Origin of the sequence: Chelatococcus albus, assembly GCF_030067675.1 — a bacterium.
GTDB classification, from domain to species: domain Bacteria; phylum Pseudomonadota; class Alphaproteobacteria; order Rhizobiales; family Beijerinckiaceae; genus Chelatococcus_A; species Chelatococcus_A albus.
The window spans coordinates 240,514-254,464 of the sequence record NZ_JASJEV010000001.1; the positions used below are offsets into that span (position 1 = coordinate 240,514).

The following is a 13,951-nucleotide window of genomic DNA, read 5'->3' on the forward strand; positions in this document are numbered from 1 at the left end:
CGCTCCGCGCTGCGTTTCGCCCCGATCGGGACAGCTTGAACCTCGCCACGCCAAAATCAAGGGCGCCCGTCGCGCGACGGCGCCGCCGGGCGGGATCGGCCGCCGGTCAGGCGATCCGGCCCGGTGAGAACGAGGGACACCCACCCGTCGCGGTCAATCGCGACAGCGTCGCGGCCAGTGACGGGCGGGACGTCAGATGTGGATGGCCCGCCCGTAGGCGTCCATGACGCTCTCGTGCATCATCTCCGACAGCGTCGGATGCGGGAAGACGGCGTGAATCAGCTCCTCCTCCGTCGTCTCGAGGTTCATGGCGATGACGAAGCCCTGGATGAGCTCGGTCACCTCCGCACCGACCATGTGCGCCCCGAGGAGCTTGCCCGTCTTCTTGTCGAAGACCGTCTTCACGAGGCCGTCCGGCTCGCCGAGCGCAATGGCCTTGCCGTTGCCGACGAAGGGGAAACGCCCGACGCGCACGTCGTAGCCCGCCTCCTTCGCCTTCGCTTCCGTGAGGCCGACGGAGGCGACCTGCGGATGGCAATAGGTGCAGCCCGGGATCATCGTCTTGTCCATCGGGTGCGGGTGGTGACCCTTGATGGCCTCGACGCAGACAACCCCCTCGTGCTCGGCCTTGTGTGCGAGCATCGGCGGGCCGGCGACGTCGCCGATGGCGTAGATGCCCGGCACGTTGGTGCGGCCGACGCCGTCGATGACGATGCAGCCGCGATCCGTCTTCACGCCGAGCTTCTCAAGGCCAAGGTTCTCGATGTTGCCGACGACGCCGACGGCCGAGATGACGCGCTCGACGGTGATCGTCTGCCTGGCCCCCTTCCCGTCCTCGATATGAGCGGTCACGCTGTCGGCCGCCTTGTCGAGCTTCGTCACCTTGGCGCCGGTGAAGATCTTGATGCCCTGTTTCTCGAAGCGCTTGCGCGCGATGTCGGCGATCTCGGCATCCTCGACGGGCAGGATCTGCGGCAGCACCTCGACCACGGTCACCTCGGCGCCCATCGTGCGGTAGAACGAGGCGAACTCGATGCCGATGGCGCCGGAGCCGACGACGAGCAGCGACTTCGGCATCTTCTCGGGCATCATGGCCTCGAAATAGGTCCAGACGAGTTTCTTGTCCGGCTCCAGGCCAGGCAGCACACGCGGCCGCGCGCCAGTGGCGATGATGATGTGCTTGGCCTGGTAGGTGCCGGCTTCCTTCGCGCCCTTCGGCGCCGGAATGGGAGCGCCCTGCACCGACTTCGCCGGCGGCTTCACGACGATCTCGCCGGGCTTGGCGATGGCCGCCTCGCCCCAGATGACGTCGACCTTGTTCTTCTTGAGCAGGAAGCCCACGCCGGTGTTGAGCTGGGCGGAGACCCCGCGCGAACGCTTCACCACCGCCGCCGTGTCGACCGACATCGTGCCGTTGAGCACGAGGCCGTAGTCCTTGGCGTGGGTGGCGTAGTGGTAGATCTCGGCCGAACGCAGGAGCGCCTTCGTCGGGATGCAGCCCCAGTTGAGGCAGATGCCGCCCAGATGCTCGCGCTCGACGACGGCTGTCCTGAAACCGAGCTGCGCCGCGCGGATGGCGGTGACATAGCCGCCCGGGCCGCCGCCGATGACGATGATGTCGTAAGTGTCGGCCATGACAAGCCGGTGCCTTACACCAGCATCCCCATCGGGTTCTCGATGAGCTGCTTGAAGGCTGCAATGAGCTCGGCGCCGAGCGCCCCGTCGACGGCGCGGTGATCGGTCGAGAGCGTCACCGTCATGACGGTGGCGACGGCCGGTGCATCGTTCTTGACGATGACCCGCTTCTCGCCGGCGCCGACGGCAAGGATCGTGGCGTGCGGCGGGTTGATGACGGCGGAGAAGTCGCGGATGCCGAACATGCCGAGGTTGGACACCGCGGTGGACCCGCCCTGATATTCCTCCGGTTTCAGCTTCCGCACCCTGGCGCGCGCGGCGTAGTCCTTCATCTCGTTGGAGATGACCGAGAGCGGCTTCGTCTCCGCCTTGCGCACGACGGGTGTGATCAGGCCGCCCGGAATGGCGACCGCCACGCCCACGTCGGCGTGCTTGTGCCTGAGCATGGCGCTGTCGGTCCAGGACACGTTGGCGTCCGGCACGCGCATCAGGGCAAGCGCCAGCGCCTTGATGACAAAGTCGTTCACCGACAGTTTGTAAGCCGGCTTTCCATCCCTGTCCTTCGGCGCGGCGCCGTTGATCTGCTCGCGCAGGGCAAGCAGTGCGTCGAGCTCGCAATCCACCGACAGGTAGAAATGCGGGACGCTCTGCTTCGACTCGGTGAGCCGGCGCGCAATCGTCTTGCGCATCGAGTCGTGCGGGATCTCCTCGTAGGAGCCCGGCTCGAACAGCTTCCTGATCTGCTCGTCGGCCGCGCCCGGTGCGAGCGGGGCGGCAGCCGGCTTCGGCGCAGGCACCGCCGGCGCGGCAGCGACGGGTGCTGCCGGTCGAGCCACGCCGCCCGATATCGCGGCCTTCACGTCACGCTCCACGATACGGCCGCGCGGGCCCGAGCCTGCAACCGAAGCCAGATCGATGCCAGCTTCCTTCGCCAGCCGCCTGGCGAGGGGCGAAGCAAAGATGCGGTCGCCGGCGGGAGCGCCATTGGCCGCGGCCACGGGGGCGGGAGCCGCCTTGGCCGCGGGGGGCGCTTCCGGGGCCTTCGCCGCCGGAGCCTCGGCCTTCGGCGCCTGCGCCTTGGCGCCAGGCGCGGCCGCTCCGGCCGCCGCGGCCTTCGGATCCTCCCCCTCTGCGGCGAGAATGGCGATCACATCGTTCACGGGCACGTCGCTCGTGCCCTCCGGCACGAGGATCTTGGCGAGGACGCCTTCGTCCACCGCCTCGACCTCCATGGTCGCCTTGTCGGTCTCGATCTCGGCGAGGACGTCGCCCGACTTGACCGCATCGCCCTCCTTCTTGAGCCACTTGGCGAGATTGCCCTTCTCCATGGTGGGCGAGAGGGCGGGCATCAGGATGTTGACGGGCATGTCCCCCTCCCCGGCTCACGCGTAGGCGATGGCTTTGGCGGCAGCCACGACCTCGGCCACCGAGGGCAGCGCCAACTTCTCGAGATTGGCCGCATAGGGCATCGGCACATCCTTGCCCGACACGCGGGTGACCGGCGCGTCGAGATAATCGAAGGCGTGCTCCATGAGTCGCGCGGCGATCTCGGCTCCGACCCCCGACTGGCCCCAGCCCTCCTCGACCGTGACGCAGCGGCCGGTCTTCCTGACCGAGGCGACGATCGTCTCGATGTCCATGGGGCGGATCGTGCGCAGGTCGACGACCTCCGCCTCGATGCCATCCTTGGCGAGTTCCTCCGCCGCCTTGAGCGCGTAGGTCATGCCGATCGAATAGGCGACGATGGTCACGTCGCGGCCGGCGCGCGCCACACGCGCCTTGCCGATGGGCACGACGTAGTCGTCGAGCTTCGGCACCTCGAAGGCATGGCCGTAGAGGATTTCGTTCTCAAGGAAGATGACCGGGTTCGGGTCGCGGATCGCAGCCTTCAGGAGCCCCTTGGCGTCCGCCGCCGTATAGGGCGCGACGACCTTGAGACCCGGAATGTGGCTGTACCAGGCGGCGTAGTCCTGGCTGTGCTGGGCGGCGACGCGGGCGGCTGCGCCGTTCGGGCCGCGGAAGACGATGGGGCAGCCGAGCTGGCCGCCGGACATGTAGAGCGTCTTCGCCGCCGAGTTGATGATCTGGTCGATCGCCTGCATGGCGAAGTTGAAGGTCATGAACTCGACGATCGGCCTGAGGCCCGTGAAGGCCGCACCGACACCAAGGCCGGCGAAGCCGTGCTCGGTGATCGGCGTGTCGATGACGCGGTCGGCGCCGAACTCCTGCAGGAGCCCCTGCGTGACCTTGTAGGCCCCCTGATACTCGGCCACCTCCTCGCCCATGACGAAGACGGACGGATCGCGGCGCATCTCCTCCGCCATGGCGTCGCGCAGGGCTTCCCGCACAGTCATCGACACCATCTCGGTGCCGGCCGGCACTTCCGGCTCCGGCTCGCTCGCCCGGGCTGGAGCCGCGCCGGCGGGCGCCTTGGCCTCGACGGCGACAGCGGGGGCTGCAGCGACGGCTTCCACTGCCTTCGGGGCCGGAGCGGCCTTCGGCGCGGCGCTCACCGCAGAGGCATCCTCGCCTTCGGCGGCGATGATGGCGATGGGCGTATTGACCGCGACCTCCTCGGTGCCGTCGGGGATGAGGATCTTGGCGAGGATCCCCTCGTCCACCGCCTCGACCTCCATGGTCGCCTTGTCGGTCTCGATCTCGGCGATGACGTCGCCGGACTTGATCGGATCGCCCTCTTTCTTCAGCCACTTGGAGAGCTTGCCGCTCTCCATGGTCGGCGAGAGCGCGGGCATGAGCACATCGATCGGCATGGGATGGTCCCTTCGGCCCCGATCTGCGGGCCTCGATCTGGAAGAGTGTTTGCGGGATGCGGACGTGGAGCCGGCGCGCGCTCAGAGCAGCACGTCGGTCCACAGCTCGGAGGGATCAGGCTCGGGATCGTTGGTCGCGAACTCGGCCGACTGGTTGACGATCTCGCGCACCTTGGCGTCGATCGCCTTCAGCTCATCCTCGGAGACCTTCCAGTCCGTCAGGAGGCGGCGGCGCACCTGCTCGATCGGATCATGCTCCTCGCGCATGCGCTGCACTTCATCCTTCGAGCGATACTTCGCGGGGTCAGACATCGAGTGGCCGCGATATCGGTAGGTCTGCATCTCGAGGATGTAGGGCCCCTTGCCCGAGCGGGCCCACTCGATGGCGCGCTCGCCCGCAGCCTTCACGGCGCGGACGTCCATGCCGTCCACCTGCTCGCCGGGAATGTTGAACGAGGTGCCGCGCTTGGAGAAATCGGTCTGGGCCGAGGCGCGCGAAACCGAGGTGCCCATGGCGTACTTGTTGTTCTCGATGACGAAGACCACGGGGAGCTTCCACAGCTCCGCCATGTTGAAGCTCTCGTAGACCTGGCCCTGGTTGGCCGCGCCGTCTCCGAAATAGGTCAGGCAGACGGCGCCGTTCTTGCGGTAGCGGTTGGCGAAGGCGATACCGGTGCCGAGCGACACCTGGGCGCCGACGATGCCGTGCCCTCCATAGAAGTGCTTCTCCTTGGAGAACATGTGCATCGAGCCGCCCTTGCCCTTGGAGTAGCCTCCGCGGCGGCCCGTCAGTTCGGCCATGACACCATTGGCGTCCATGCCGCAGGCGAGCATGTGGCCATGGTCGCGGTAGCCGGTGATGACCTGGTCACCCTCCCTCGTCGCCATCTGCATGCCGACGACGACCGCCTCCTGGCCGATGTAGAGATGGCAGAAGCCGCCGATGAGGCCCATGCCGTACATCTGGCCCGCCTTCTCCTCGAAGCGGCGGATGAGGAGCATCTCGCGGTAGGCGTGGAGCTCCTGCTCCTTCGTCAGCGGCGGCACCGCCTCCATCGCCTTCCTGTTCGCCGCCTTCAACGCCGCTGGCTTCTTGGGTGTGGCCTGTTTCTTGGCCGCGGCGCTCGTTTTCTTGGGCTGCGCGGACTCGGTCGCGGCGCCGGCTTCGGACGCCTTACGTGCGGCAAGAGCCATGTACATCCTCCCAGAGGGCTTCTGGGGGTCGACTCTTAGCGCAGACTAAAGACTAATGCGAGCCCTAGAACCGCCATTTTCAAACAGGTGCGCTTGCAACTAAATCACTATCACTAAATATCTTTTTTTGATCAACCGGGAATAAGTTAATTGCTCCGGGCGCATCGCTGCGATGCAGCATGTCAGCGCATGCCCGCAGCCTTCTGCGGGTCGGTCATGATGATGAGATCGTTGGCATGCACGCGCCCCAAAGTCTCCCGCGAGCGCTCCTCGAGGAGATCGCGGTCGAGCGCGTCGGCGCGCAGCAGGGCGATGCGGCGCTCCCAATCGGCCCGCTCCGCCTTGGCCGCGGCGAGATCGCCGTTGAGCCGCGCGATGTCGATCTTGAGCGCCTTCTTGGCCTCGAGACCGCGGTCGCCGTTGTTGGCGTGATAGACGAAGTAGCCGACCACCGCACCCGACACGGCGTAGAGCGCGAGCGGAATGAGGACGGCGCGAAGTCGCTTGCGGATGACCATGGCGCAAACTCTGCGCCGGCCATGGTTAAGGGGCGGTTAGGAAAAACGCCCGGCCCGCGGAGCGGACCGGGCATTGCAGAATTGTGGCAGGGACGGCCGGATCAGGCGAGCGCCTTGAGGGCGGCACGGCCGGCGTAGCGGCCCTGGGGCCCGAGCTCCTCCTCGATGCGGATGAGCTGGTTGTACTTGGCGAGCCGGTCGGAGCGGGCGAGCGAACCGGTCTTGATCTGGCCGCAGTTCGTGGCCACCGCGAGGTCGGCGATGGTGGCGTCCTCGGTTTCGCCCGAGCGATGCGACATCACCGCCGTGTAGCCGGCGCGCTGGGCCATGTCGACGGCGGCGAGCGTTTCGGTGAGCGAACCGATCTGGTTGACCTTGACCAGGATCGAGTTGCCGACGCCCCGGGCGATGCCCTCACCGAGACGCTTCACGTTGGTCACGAAGAGGTCGTCGCCCACGAGCTGGCACTTCGAGCCGACGAGGTCGGTGAGGAGCTTCCAGCCCTCCCAGTCGTCCTCGGCCATGCCGTCCTCGATCGAGACGATCGGGTAGTCGGCGACGAGCTTGGCGAGGTAGCGCGCCTGGGCCTTGGGGTCGCGCTTCTTCCGCTCGCCCTCGTAGATGTAGGTGCCGTCCTTGAAGAACTCGGTGGCGGCGCAGTCGAGGGCGAGCACGACGTCCTCGCCCGGCTTGTAGCCGGCGGCCTCGATCGCCTTCATGACGAAATCGAGCGCGGCCTTCGCCGACGGGAGGTTGGGTGCGAAGCCGCCCTCGTCGCCGACATTGGTATTGTGGCCGGCGTCCTTCAGCGCCTTTTTCAGCGTGTGAAAGATCTCGGAGCCGGTGCGCACCGCGTCGGCGAAGGTCGGCGCGCCAACCGGCATGATCATGAATTCCTGGAAGTCGATCGGATTGTCGGCATGGGCGCCGCCATTGACGATGTTCATCATCGGCACGGGCAGGACGCGCGCCTGGGGCCCGCCGACGTAGCGGTAGAGCGGCAGGCCGGTCGCTTCGGCCGCGGCCTTGGCCGTGGCGAGCGACACGCCGAGGATGGCATTGGCGCCGAGGCGGGCCTTGTTGGGCGTGCCGTCGAGCTCGATCATGATCTCGTCGATGCGCACCTGATCCTCGGCGTCGAGGCCGCCGATGGCCTCTAGGATCTCGGTGTTCACGGCCTCCACGGCGTTCTTCACGCCCTTGCCGAGATAGCGCTTCTTGTCGCCGTCGCGCAGCTCGACCGCCTCGTGCGCGCCGGTCGAGGCGCCGGAGGGCACGGCGGCGCGGCCCATGGAGCCGTCTTCCAGCACCACGTCGACCTCGACGGTGGGATTGCCGCGGCTGTCGAGGATTTCGCGGGCGACGATGTCGACGATTGCGGTCATGAACGGCTCCTTGCCTTCGAAGGATGGGCCGCGGGTCGGCGGCCGAGGATGACACGTGGCGGCTTTTACGCGATCGCCGCACCGAGGCAAGCGGCGATGCGACTACGCGCGAGGTTTCGTCGCTCCCGCGATGGCGCTATGGGAGCGCCAATTCTCAAGGACTGACATCTCTTCAGGACGAGGACCGCGATGACGCACGAGAGCCTGCAGCTCGGCAAGGCCGCCCCCCTTCCGAGGACGCCCGAGGACGCGGTGCTCGACCGCGTGCCGAACCCGCATCCAGGCACCGCCTATGTGGCGCGTTTCACCTGCCCGGAATTCACATCGATCTGCCCGGTCACCGGCCAGCCCGACTTCGGCATCATCGTCATCGACTACGTGCCCGGCCCCTGGCTCGTCGAGTCGAAGTCGCTGAAACTCTTCATGTTCTCCTTCCGCAACCACGGCGCCTTCCACGAGGACTGCACGGTCTACATCGGCAAGCGCCTGGCAGAGTTCCTGGAGCCGCAGTGGATGCGCGTCGGCGGTTACTGGTACCCGCGCGGCGGCATCCCGATCGACGTGTTCTGGCAGACCGGCGCACCGCCCGAGGGGCTCTTCCTGCCCGACCAGGGCGTGCCACCCTATCGCCCGCGGGGCTGACGTTTCCCTGCCGCAGCCCTCCAAGCCGCGATCGCGGCCGCTGTCTCCGCCCCGGGGTCGATCGCACGCATGACGCCGCCCATGACGGCGATGCCCGCCGCACCGGCCGCACGGCAGAGCGGCGCGTTGGCCGCGTCGATGCCGCCGAGCGCGACGACCGGCACGGGCGATGCCGCGACCATGGCCGAGAGCCCTTCCGGCCCCAGCGCCGGCCCGTAGCCCGGCTTGCTCGCCGTGGCGAAGGCGGGCGCCGCGATGACATAGTCGACGAGGCGCGGATCGACGGCGGCCGCTTCCTCCGGCCGGTGCACGGAGAGGCCGACGAGCGCCGAGCGACCGAGGGCGAGGCGGGCGGGCGCGGGGTCCGCCCCGGCCGGCAGATGCACGCCATCGGCATGGGCCGCACGCGCCAGCAGCGGATCGCCGTGCAGCGTCACCCGCGCCCCAAAGGGGCGGCCGAGCAGCATCAGATGCGCCAGAAGGCCCGCTTGCTCGCTCGCCGGCAGGTCCTTCTCGCGCAGGCTCATCCAACGGCACCCGGCGGCGAAGGCCGCTTCCGCCAGGTCGAGAAGGCCGCCACGGGCCTGGGACCGGTCCGTGATCAGGAGCAGCGGCGGGTGGGGCAACCTCACGAGCCGACCAGACCGAGCTGGGGGCTCGACGGTTCGGCGTCGCGGCGCTTCGGGATGCGCCCGGCGCAGCGGGCGAGCCGCCCGGCCTCCACAGCGGCCCGCATGGCGGCCGCCATGCGCACCGGCTCGCGCGCCTTGGACACGGCGGTGTTGAGCAGCACGGCCGAGCAGCCGAGCTCCATGGCGAAGGCGGCGTCCGTCGCCGTGCCGATGCCGGCGTCGAGCACGACCGGCACGGGGCTGCGGGCGCAGATGAGCTCGATGAGATGTGGATTGGAGATGCCGAGCCCGGAACCGATGGGCGAGCCGAGCGGCATCACGGCGGCAGCGCCGAGATCGGCGAGCTTGCGGCAGGCGACGGGATCGTCGTTGCAGTAGGGCAGCACGACGAAGCCCTTGGCCACCAGTTCCTCCGTCGCCGCCAGGAGCTCCTCGATGTTGGGATAGAGCAATTCGCGGTCGCCGATGACCTCGAGCTTGATCCAGTTGGTGTCGAGCGCCTCGCGCGCGAGCTCGGCGGTGAGCACCGCCTCCTTCGCAGTCTGGCAGCCCGCCGTATTCGGCAGGAGATGCACCCGGCCGGCGATCAGGTCGATCAGGCTCTCGTCATAGCCCTGCAGGCTGATGCGCCGGATCGAGACGGTCGCCATCTCGCTACCGCTCGCGGCGAGCGCGTCGAGCATCACCTGCTGGTTCGGATAGCCCGCCGTACCGAGGAACAGCCGCGAATGGAACGTGCGGCCGGCGATGACCAGCGGGTCGTCGGTCGCGGTCTGCAATGCGGTCATCGATAGCCTCAGCCCCCTTGGCGTGCCTGCACGATCTCGACGGCGTCCCCGGCGCGCAGCTCCCTGCCCGCCCATTCGGCGCGGCGCACGACGGCGCCGTTCACGGCGACCGCCACGCCGCGCCCCTCCGCCGAGAGGCCCTTTGCGGCAACGAGTTCGGCGAGGGTGCGCACGGTCAGCGCCTCGTTCTCGCCGTTGACGCGGATCTGTCCGTCCATGGTCTCTTCCGTCGTGCTATTCGGCGGCCACCGCCGGAGCGAAGCGCTCCGGCCTGAAGGGCGCCACCACCGGGTCCGTCACACCGTCCAGGATCAGGCGCGTGATCGCCGCGGCCGTGATCGGCGTCAGCAGGATGCCGTTGCGGTGGTGGCCCGTGGCGTAGACGAGCCCGTCGAGCGGCCCGCGCCCGAGAATCGGCGCATCGTCGCGGCTCCCGGGGCGGAACCCGACCCAGGCCTCGACGATCGGCAGCTCCTCGATGCCGGGCAGGGCGCGCCAGGCCGCCTGCAGCAGCGCGAGCTGCCCGCCGGCCGTAAGCCGGGTATCGAAGCCCTTCTCCTCGGTCGTCGCGCCGATGATGAGGCGCCCGTCGCGGCGCGGCACGAGATAGATGCCCGGCGCCCACACGACGTGGTTCAGGAGGGGCCGGGCCGGATCCATGCCGAGCGCGAGCATCTGGCCCTTGATCGGCCGCACCGGCGGCCGTGCCGCCAGCGGCAGGCCCTCAAGGCTGCGCGACCACGCACCCGCCGCCAGCACGACGACATCGGCGGCATGCGCCTGCCCGCCGGCCACGAGGCCGGTGACGCGCCCGCCCTCGCTCACGATCCGCTCGACCGGCCGATGCTCGCAAATGTCGGCTCCGGCCTGCTCGGCGACGATGCGCAGCGCGACGGACAACCTGCGATTGTCGACCTGATGGTCTTCCGGGCTCCAGACGGCGCCGACGAGATTGGGATTGAGATAGGGCTCGCGGCGCTTCACCTGCGCCGCCGACAGCCATTCGAGCGGCAGGCCGAGGGCGTGCTGATGCTCGAGCTGGTGGCGCAGGCGCGCCTGATCGTCCGCCGTCAGGGCGACAACGAGCGTGCCCTCTGTCCGCAGATCGACGCTCTCGCCGCTCGCCCGCTCCAGTTCCTCGGCGAAGCCCGGCCAGAGCGCCTGGGCGGCGCGATTGAGGGGAAGCAGCCCCTCCTCGCCGGGTTCCAGTTCCGCGCAGGCGGCGAGCATGCCGGCCGCCGCGCGGCTCGCACCCTGACCGGCCGCATCCCTTTCGAAGACGGTGACGGCGGCGCCGCGCTGCGCCAGGCGCCAGGCGATGGACAGGCCGATGACGCCGGCTCCGATGATGGCAACTCTGACGGATGAAAACGATGACGCGCTGGCGTTCATCGGCTGCTCCCTACGCTGGCATGATCCAGACAGGTTCGATGGGTATGATCTCAGCCACGCCGAAGGCGCGGCACCCCAGGGCCGTAGTGCTAGGATTGACCTTTCCGGCGGTCCGCGCAAGCCGCAGCGGCGCGGAATTCGCCATCTCCCTTCCGCCCGGCGCATGACCGCCGGGCATCCCCTCTCTTCCCGCGTGCCGGCGGGTCAGGCGGCGCGCTTCTTGGCGAGCGCGTCGAAGGCCATGAGCTCGGCGACGAGCCCCTCCATCTCCTTGAGCGGCACCATGTTGGGGCCGTCGGAAGGGGCCTTGTCCGGGTCCTGATGCGTCTCGACGAAGAGGCCGGCGACCCCGACGGCGACCGCCGCCCGCGCCAGCACGGGCACGAATTCGCGCTGCCCGCCGGTCGAGGCGCCCTGCCCGCCCGGCTGCTGCACCGAGTGGGTGGCGTCGAAGACGACAGGCGCGCCCGTGCTCTCGGCCATGATCGGCAGGGCGCGCATGTCGGACACGAGCGTGTTGTAGCCGAAGGAGGCGCCGCGCTCGGTGACGAGCACGTTGGGATTGCCGGCGCCCGTCACCTTGGCGGCGACGTTCCTCATATCCCAGGGGGCGAGGAACTGGCCCTTCTTCACATTGACGGCGCGACCCGTCTTCGCGGCTGCGACGAGCAGGTCCGTCTGGCGGCAGAGGAAGGCTGGGATCTGCAGGATGTCGACGACTTCCGCGACCGGAGCGCACTGCTCCGGCGCATGCACGTCGGTGAGCACCGGCAGACCGAAACGCTCCTTGATCTCGGCGAAGATCGGCAGGGCCGTATCGAGCCCGACGCCGCGCTGTGCCGACAGCGAGGTGCGATTCGCCTTGTCGAAGGACGTCTTGAAGACGAGCCCGATGCCGAGACGGGCGGCGATCTCCTTGAGCGCGGCGGCCATCTCGAGCGCATGGGCGCGGCTCTCGAGCTGGCAGGGGCCGGCGATCAGGGCGAGCGGCAGGCGGTTGCCGAAGCGCACCTTGCCGATGGTGACGATGGCGTTGGCGGTCATCCGATCATCCGGGTGAGGAAGAGGCTCGCGCATCCCTACCCGCAAGCGGCGGGCGATGGAAGGGTTGGAGGGTCGCGGCTGCACCCGCGTCTTGCGCATTCCGCCATCACTTGCCGCCTTGCCCCGGCGGGAAGTCTGGTTCAGGAGGAGCGTCTGCAATTCTCCGGCGGCCCCGTCATGATCCGCGTCACCCCCAGCATCATTCTCGACGAGCGCGACATCGACGTGAGCTTCATCCGCGCCTCCGGCCCGGGCGGCCAGAACGTCAACAAGCTCTCCACGGCGGCGCAGCTGCGCTTCGACGTGAGCCGGATCGACCTGCCGGACGACATGCGCGAACGGCTCGCGCGCCTCGCCGGCCAACGGCTGACGCAGGACGGCGTCATCGTCATCACCGCGCAGCGCTTCCGCACCCAGGAACGCAACCGCGAAGATGCCGTTGCGCGCCTCGTCGATCTCCTCCGCCGCGCGGCCGAGCGCCCGAAGCCGCGCCGCCCGACCCACCCCACCCTCGCCTCGAAGAAGCGCAGGCTGGAGGCGAAGAGCCGCCGCTCCGCCCTCAAGAGCCTGAGACGAGGCAGGCCCGAGGGCGATTGAGGCGTGCGGGCCTCAATAGGTCATCGAGGCCGCGTTGATCAGGCCCGCGGCGAGGGAGGCCGCGCCGAGGAACAGGGCGGCGGCGAGCTCGCCGGAAGCGATGCGCTGCGTCAGGTTCGGCAGAACCAGGCGCACCAGCCAGTAGACGACGATCTGCACCACGAGGGCGACCAGGCCCCAGATGATGCAGTCGACGACCGTCTTGGCATGGACGATGGCGCTCGACAGCGGCAGGGCGAAGCCGAGCAGGCTGAGGCCGAGGGACAATGCCGCGGATATGACGTTGCGGCGGATGAGCTCGAACTCGTTATGGGCGGTCGCGAATGTGTAGACCGTCAGATAGAGCCCGACGAGGCCGATCGCCACGATGAAGTAGAGGAGGAATTCAGGCAGCCCTTCGATCGCCCCGTAGATCATGAATAACCCCCTCCCCGGCCCGCTCTGGCGCCACCTCCGCTCGCTGCCTCGAAGGTGATGGCCGCGCCGAAGGCCCGGCCCGACGGCACCGTCAGCCGCCCGCCCCTGTCGAGGAACGCTATACCACTTTCGCCGAGGCGGCGTGCCTGTTCCCGGAGATCGGGGACGGCCACCGCAAAGCCGATGAGGCGAGGCTCTGCGCTCGTCTCGGCAAAGCCGTAGATCTCCGCTGCGGCCGCCGGCGTCAGGACCTCGATGCGTCCGCGAGGCAGGCCGATCGTCACGCCGAGCGAGGTCGCCCGCATGTCGCGCTCGCCGGTGAAGGCCGAGAGAAAGGCGTGATGATCGCTCGGGTTCTCGGCGACCATGACGGCCGCGGTGATGCCGGTCGCCCCGTTGGGGTGGCGCTGGAAGGCGGGGTTCCAGAAGTTCTCGGGAAAGTGCTGCTGGCAGACAAAGAAGCCGGCCTGTGGCGCACGCAGGTCCTCGGCGAAGGCGAGCGTGAAGGCCACCTGCGTCTCGCTGCCGTCCGGCCGACGGGCGCGGCGCTCGAAGAAGAAGGTGTCGAAATCGCCGACGCCGGCGGCACGGAAGGCCGCCGCGTCCGCCGCGGCGTCCTTCGATTCGAGGACGAGCATGGCAAGGCCCTCACGCCTCGCCAGATAGTCGCGCACGAAGGCGCCGAAGGAGAAGGAGCGCGGGCCATGCGGCGCAATCTCCGCCCCCTCGCCCACCGTGATCAGTTCCAGGAACACCCCCGGAAACTGCACGATGCGGTTCTCCGTGCCCCACGGATGGCGATTGCGCGCCCCGACCGTGAAGCCGAGACGCTCGTGGAACGCGCCTGCCGCATCGAGATCGCGGACGGCGAAGACCAGATGGTCGATACCGCGGGGCATGTGCGCCTCTCCTCCCATCCTCGGGCGCGTCGGAAGC

The 13,951-nt window shown here is 68.7% G+C and carries 15 protein-coding genes and 1 riboswitch; of the genes, 2 read left to right on the forward strand and 13 right to left on the reverse strand.

The window, feature by feature from the left end; all coding sequences use genetic code 11:
- Positions 1-192 precede the first annotated feature (192 nt).
- The 6 genes from lpdA to eno form a co-directional block, all read right to left on the reverse strand.
- Entirely contained in the window at positions 193-1,635 is a 1,443-nt protein-coding gene (gene lpdA, locus QNA08_RS01075) for a dihydrolipoyl dehydrogenase (protein ID WP_283738833.1), read from the reverse strand.
- A gap of 14 nt (positions 1,636-1,649) precedes the next feature.
- Positions 1,650-3,002 (reverse strand): pyruvate dehydrogenase complex dihydrolipoamide acetyltransferase, encoded by a 1,353-nt coding sequence (locus QNA08_RS01080; protein WP_283738834.1) that lies wholly within the window; start codon positions 3,000-3,002, stop codon positions 1,650-1,652.
- Between the two features lie 15 nt (positions 3,003-3,017).
- Positions 3,018-4,406 (reverse strand): pyruvate dehydrogenase complex E1 component subunit beta, encoded by a 1,389-nt coding sequence (locus QNA08_RS01085; protein WP_283738835.1) that lies wholly within the window; start codon positions 4,404-4,406, stop codon positions 3,018-3,020.
- Positions 4,407-4,487: 81 nt separating this feature from the next.
- Entirely contained in the window at positions 4,488-5,462 is a 975-nt protein-coding gene (gene pdhA, locus QNA08_RS01090; protein ID WP_283739292.1) for a pyruvate dehydrogenase (acetyl-transferring) E1 component subunit alpha, read from the reverse strand.
- 320 nt (positions 5,463-5,782) lie between these two features.
- On the reverse strand, positions 5,783-6,118 hold the full coding sequence (locus QNA08_RS01095) for an FtsB family cell division protein (RefSeq protein WP_283738836.1): 336 nt from the start codon (positions 6,116-6,118) through the stop codon (positions 5,783-5,785).
- Between the two features lie 101 nt (positions 6,119-6,219).
- A complete protein-coding gene (gene eno, locus QNA08_RS01100) occupies positions 6,220-7,503 on the reverse strand; it encodes a phosphopyruvate hydratase (protein WP_283738837.1) in 1,284 nt (427 codons plus the stop codon).
- A gap of 189 nt (positions 7,504-7,692) precedes the next feature.
- Between eno and queF the strand changes: the two genes are divergently transcribed.
- On the forward strand, positions 7,693-8,145 hold the full coding sequence (gene queF, locus QNA08_RS01105; protein WP_283738838.1) for a preQ(1) synthase: 453 nt from the start codon (positions 7,693-7,695) through the stop codon (positions 8,143-8,145).
- Here queF and QNA08_RS01110 read toward each other — a convergent pair.
- The 5 genes from QNA08_RS01110 to kdsA all read right to left on the reverse strand — a co-directional run bounded on the left by QNA08_RS01110 (position 8,127) and on the right by kdsA (position 12,001).
- Positions 8,127-8,777 carry a thiamine phosphate synthase gene (locus tag QNA08_RS01110; RefSeq protein WP_283738839.1) on the reverse strand — a complete coding sequence of 217 codons (651 nt, stop codon included), beginning with the start codon at positions 8,775-8,777 and terminating at the stop codon, positions 8,127-8,129. The genes queF and QNA08_RS01110 overlap by 19 nt on opposite strands.
- Positions 8,774-9,565 carry a thiazole synthase gene (thiG, locus tag QNA08_RS01115; RefSeq protein ID WP_283738840.1) on the reverse strand — a complete coding sequence of 264 codons (792 nt, stop codon included), beginning with the start codon at positions 9,563-9,565 and terminating at the stop codon, positions 8,774-8,776. Before thiG ends, QNA08_RS01110 begins: the two co-directional genes overlap by 4 nt.
- Positions 9,566-9,573: 8 nt before the next feature.
- Positions 9,574-9,783: a sulfur carrier protein ThiS gene (thiS, locus tag QNA08_RS01120; protein ID WP_283738841.1), complete on the reverse strand. Its 210-nt coding sequence runs from the start codon at positions 9,781-9,783 to the stop codon at positions 9,574-9,576.
- A 16-nt stretch (positions 9,784-9,799) separates the two neighbouring features.
- A complete protein-coding gene (thiO, locus tag QNA08_RS01125; RefSeq protein WP_283738842.1) occupies positions 9,800-10,957 on the reverse strand; it encodes a glycine oxidase ThiO in 1,158 nt (385 codons plus the stop codon).
- Positions 10,947-11,045: riboswitch (TPP riboswitch) on the reverse strand. It overlaps the preceding gene by 11 nt.
- Before the next feature lie 116 nt (positions 11,046-11,161).
- On the reverse strand, positions 11,162-12,001 hold the full coding sequence (kdsA, locus tag QNA08_RS01130; protein ID WP_283738843.1) for a 3-deoxy-8-phosphooctulonate synthase: 840 nt from the start codon (positions 11,999-12,001) through the stop codon (positions 11,162-11,164).
- A 177-nt stretch (positions 12,002-12,178) separates the two neighbouring features.
- Here kdsA and arfB point away from each other — a divergent pair, with 177 nt between their 5' ends.
- Positions 12,179-12,598 carry an alternative ribosome rescue aminoacyl-tRNA hydrolase ArfB gene (gene arfB / locus QNA08_RS01135; RefSeq protein ID WP_283738844.1) on the forward strand — a complete coding sequence of 140 codons (420 nt, stop codon included), beginning with the start codon at positions 12,179-12,181 and terminating at the stop codon, positions 12,596-12,598.
- Positions 12,599-12,610: 12 nt separating this feature from the next.
- Here arfB and QNA08_RS01140 read toward each other — a convergent pair whose 3' ends face one another.
- Positions 12,611-13,015, reverse strand: a complete 405-nt coding sequence (locus QNA08_RS01140) for a DUF350 domain-containing protein (protein ID WP_283738845.1) — start codon at positions 13,013-13,015, stop codon at positions 12,611-12,613.
- Positions 13,012-13,914, reverse strand: coding sequence for a VOC family protein (locus QNA08_RS01145; RefSeq protein WP_283738846.1), 903 nt, complete (start codon positions 13,912-13,914; stop codon positions 13,012-13,014). The genes QNA08_RS01140 and QNA08_RS01145 overlap by 4 nt, the downstream gene beginning before the upstream one ends.
- Between the last annotated feature and the right edge of the window lie 37 nt (positions 13,915-13,951).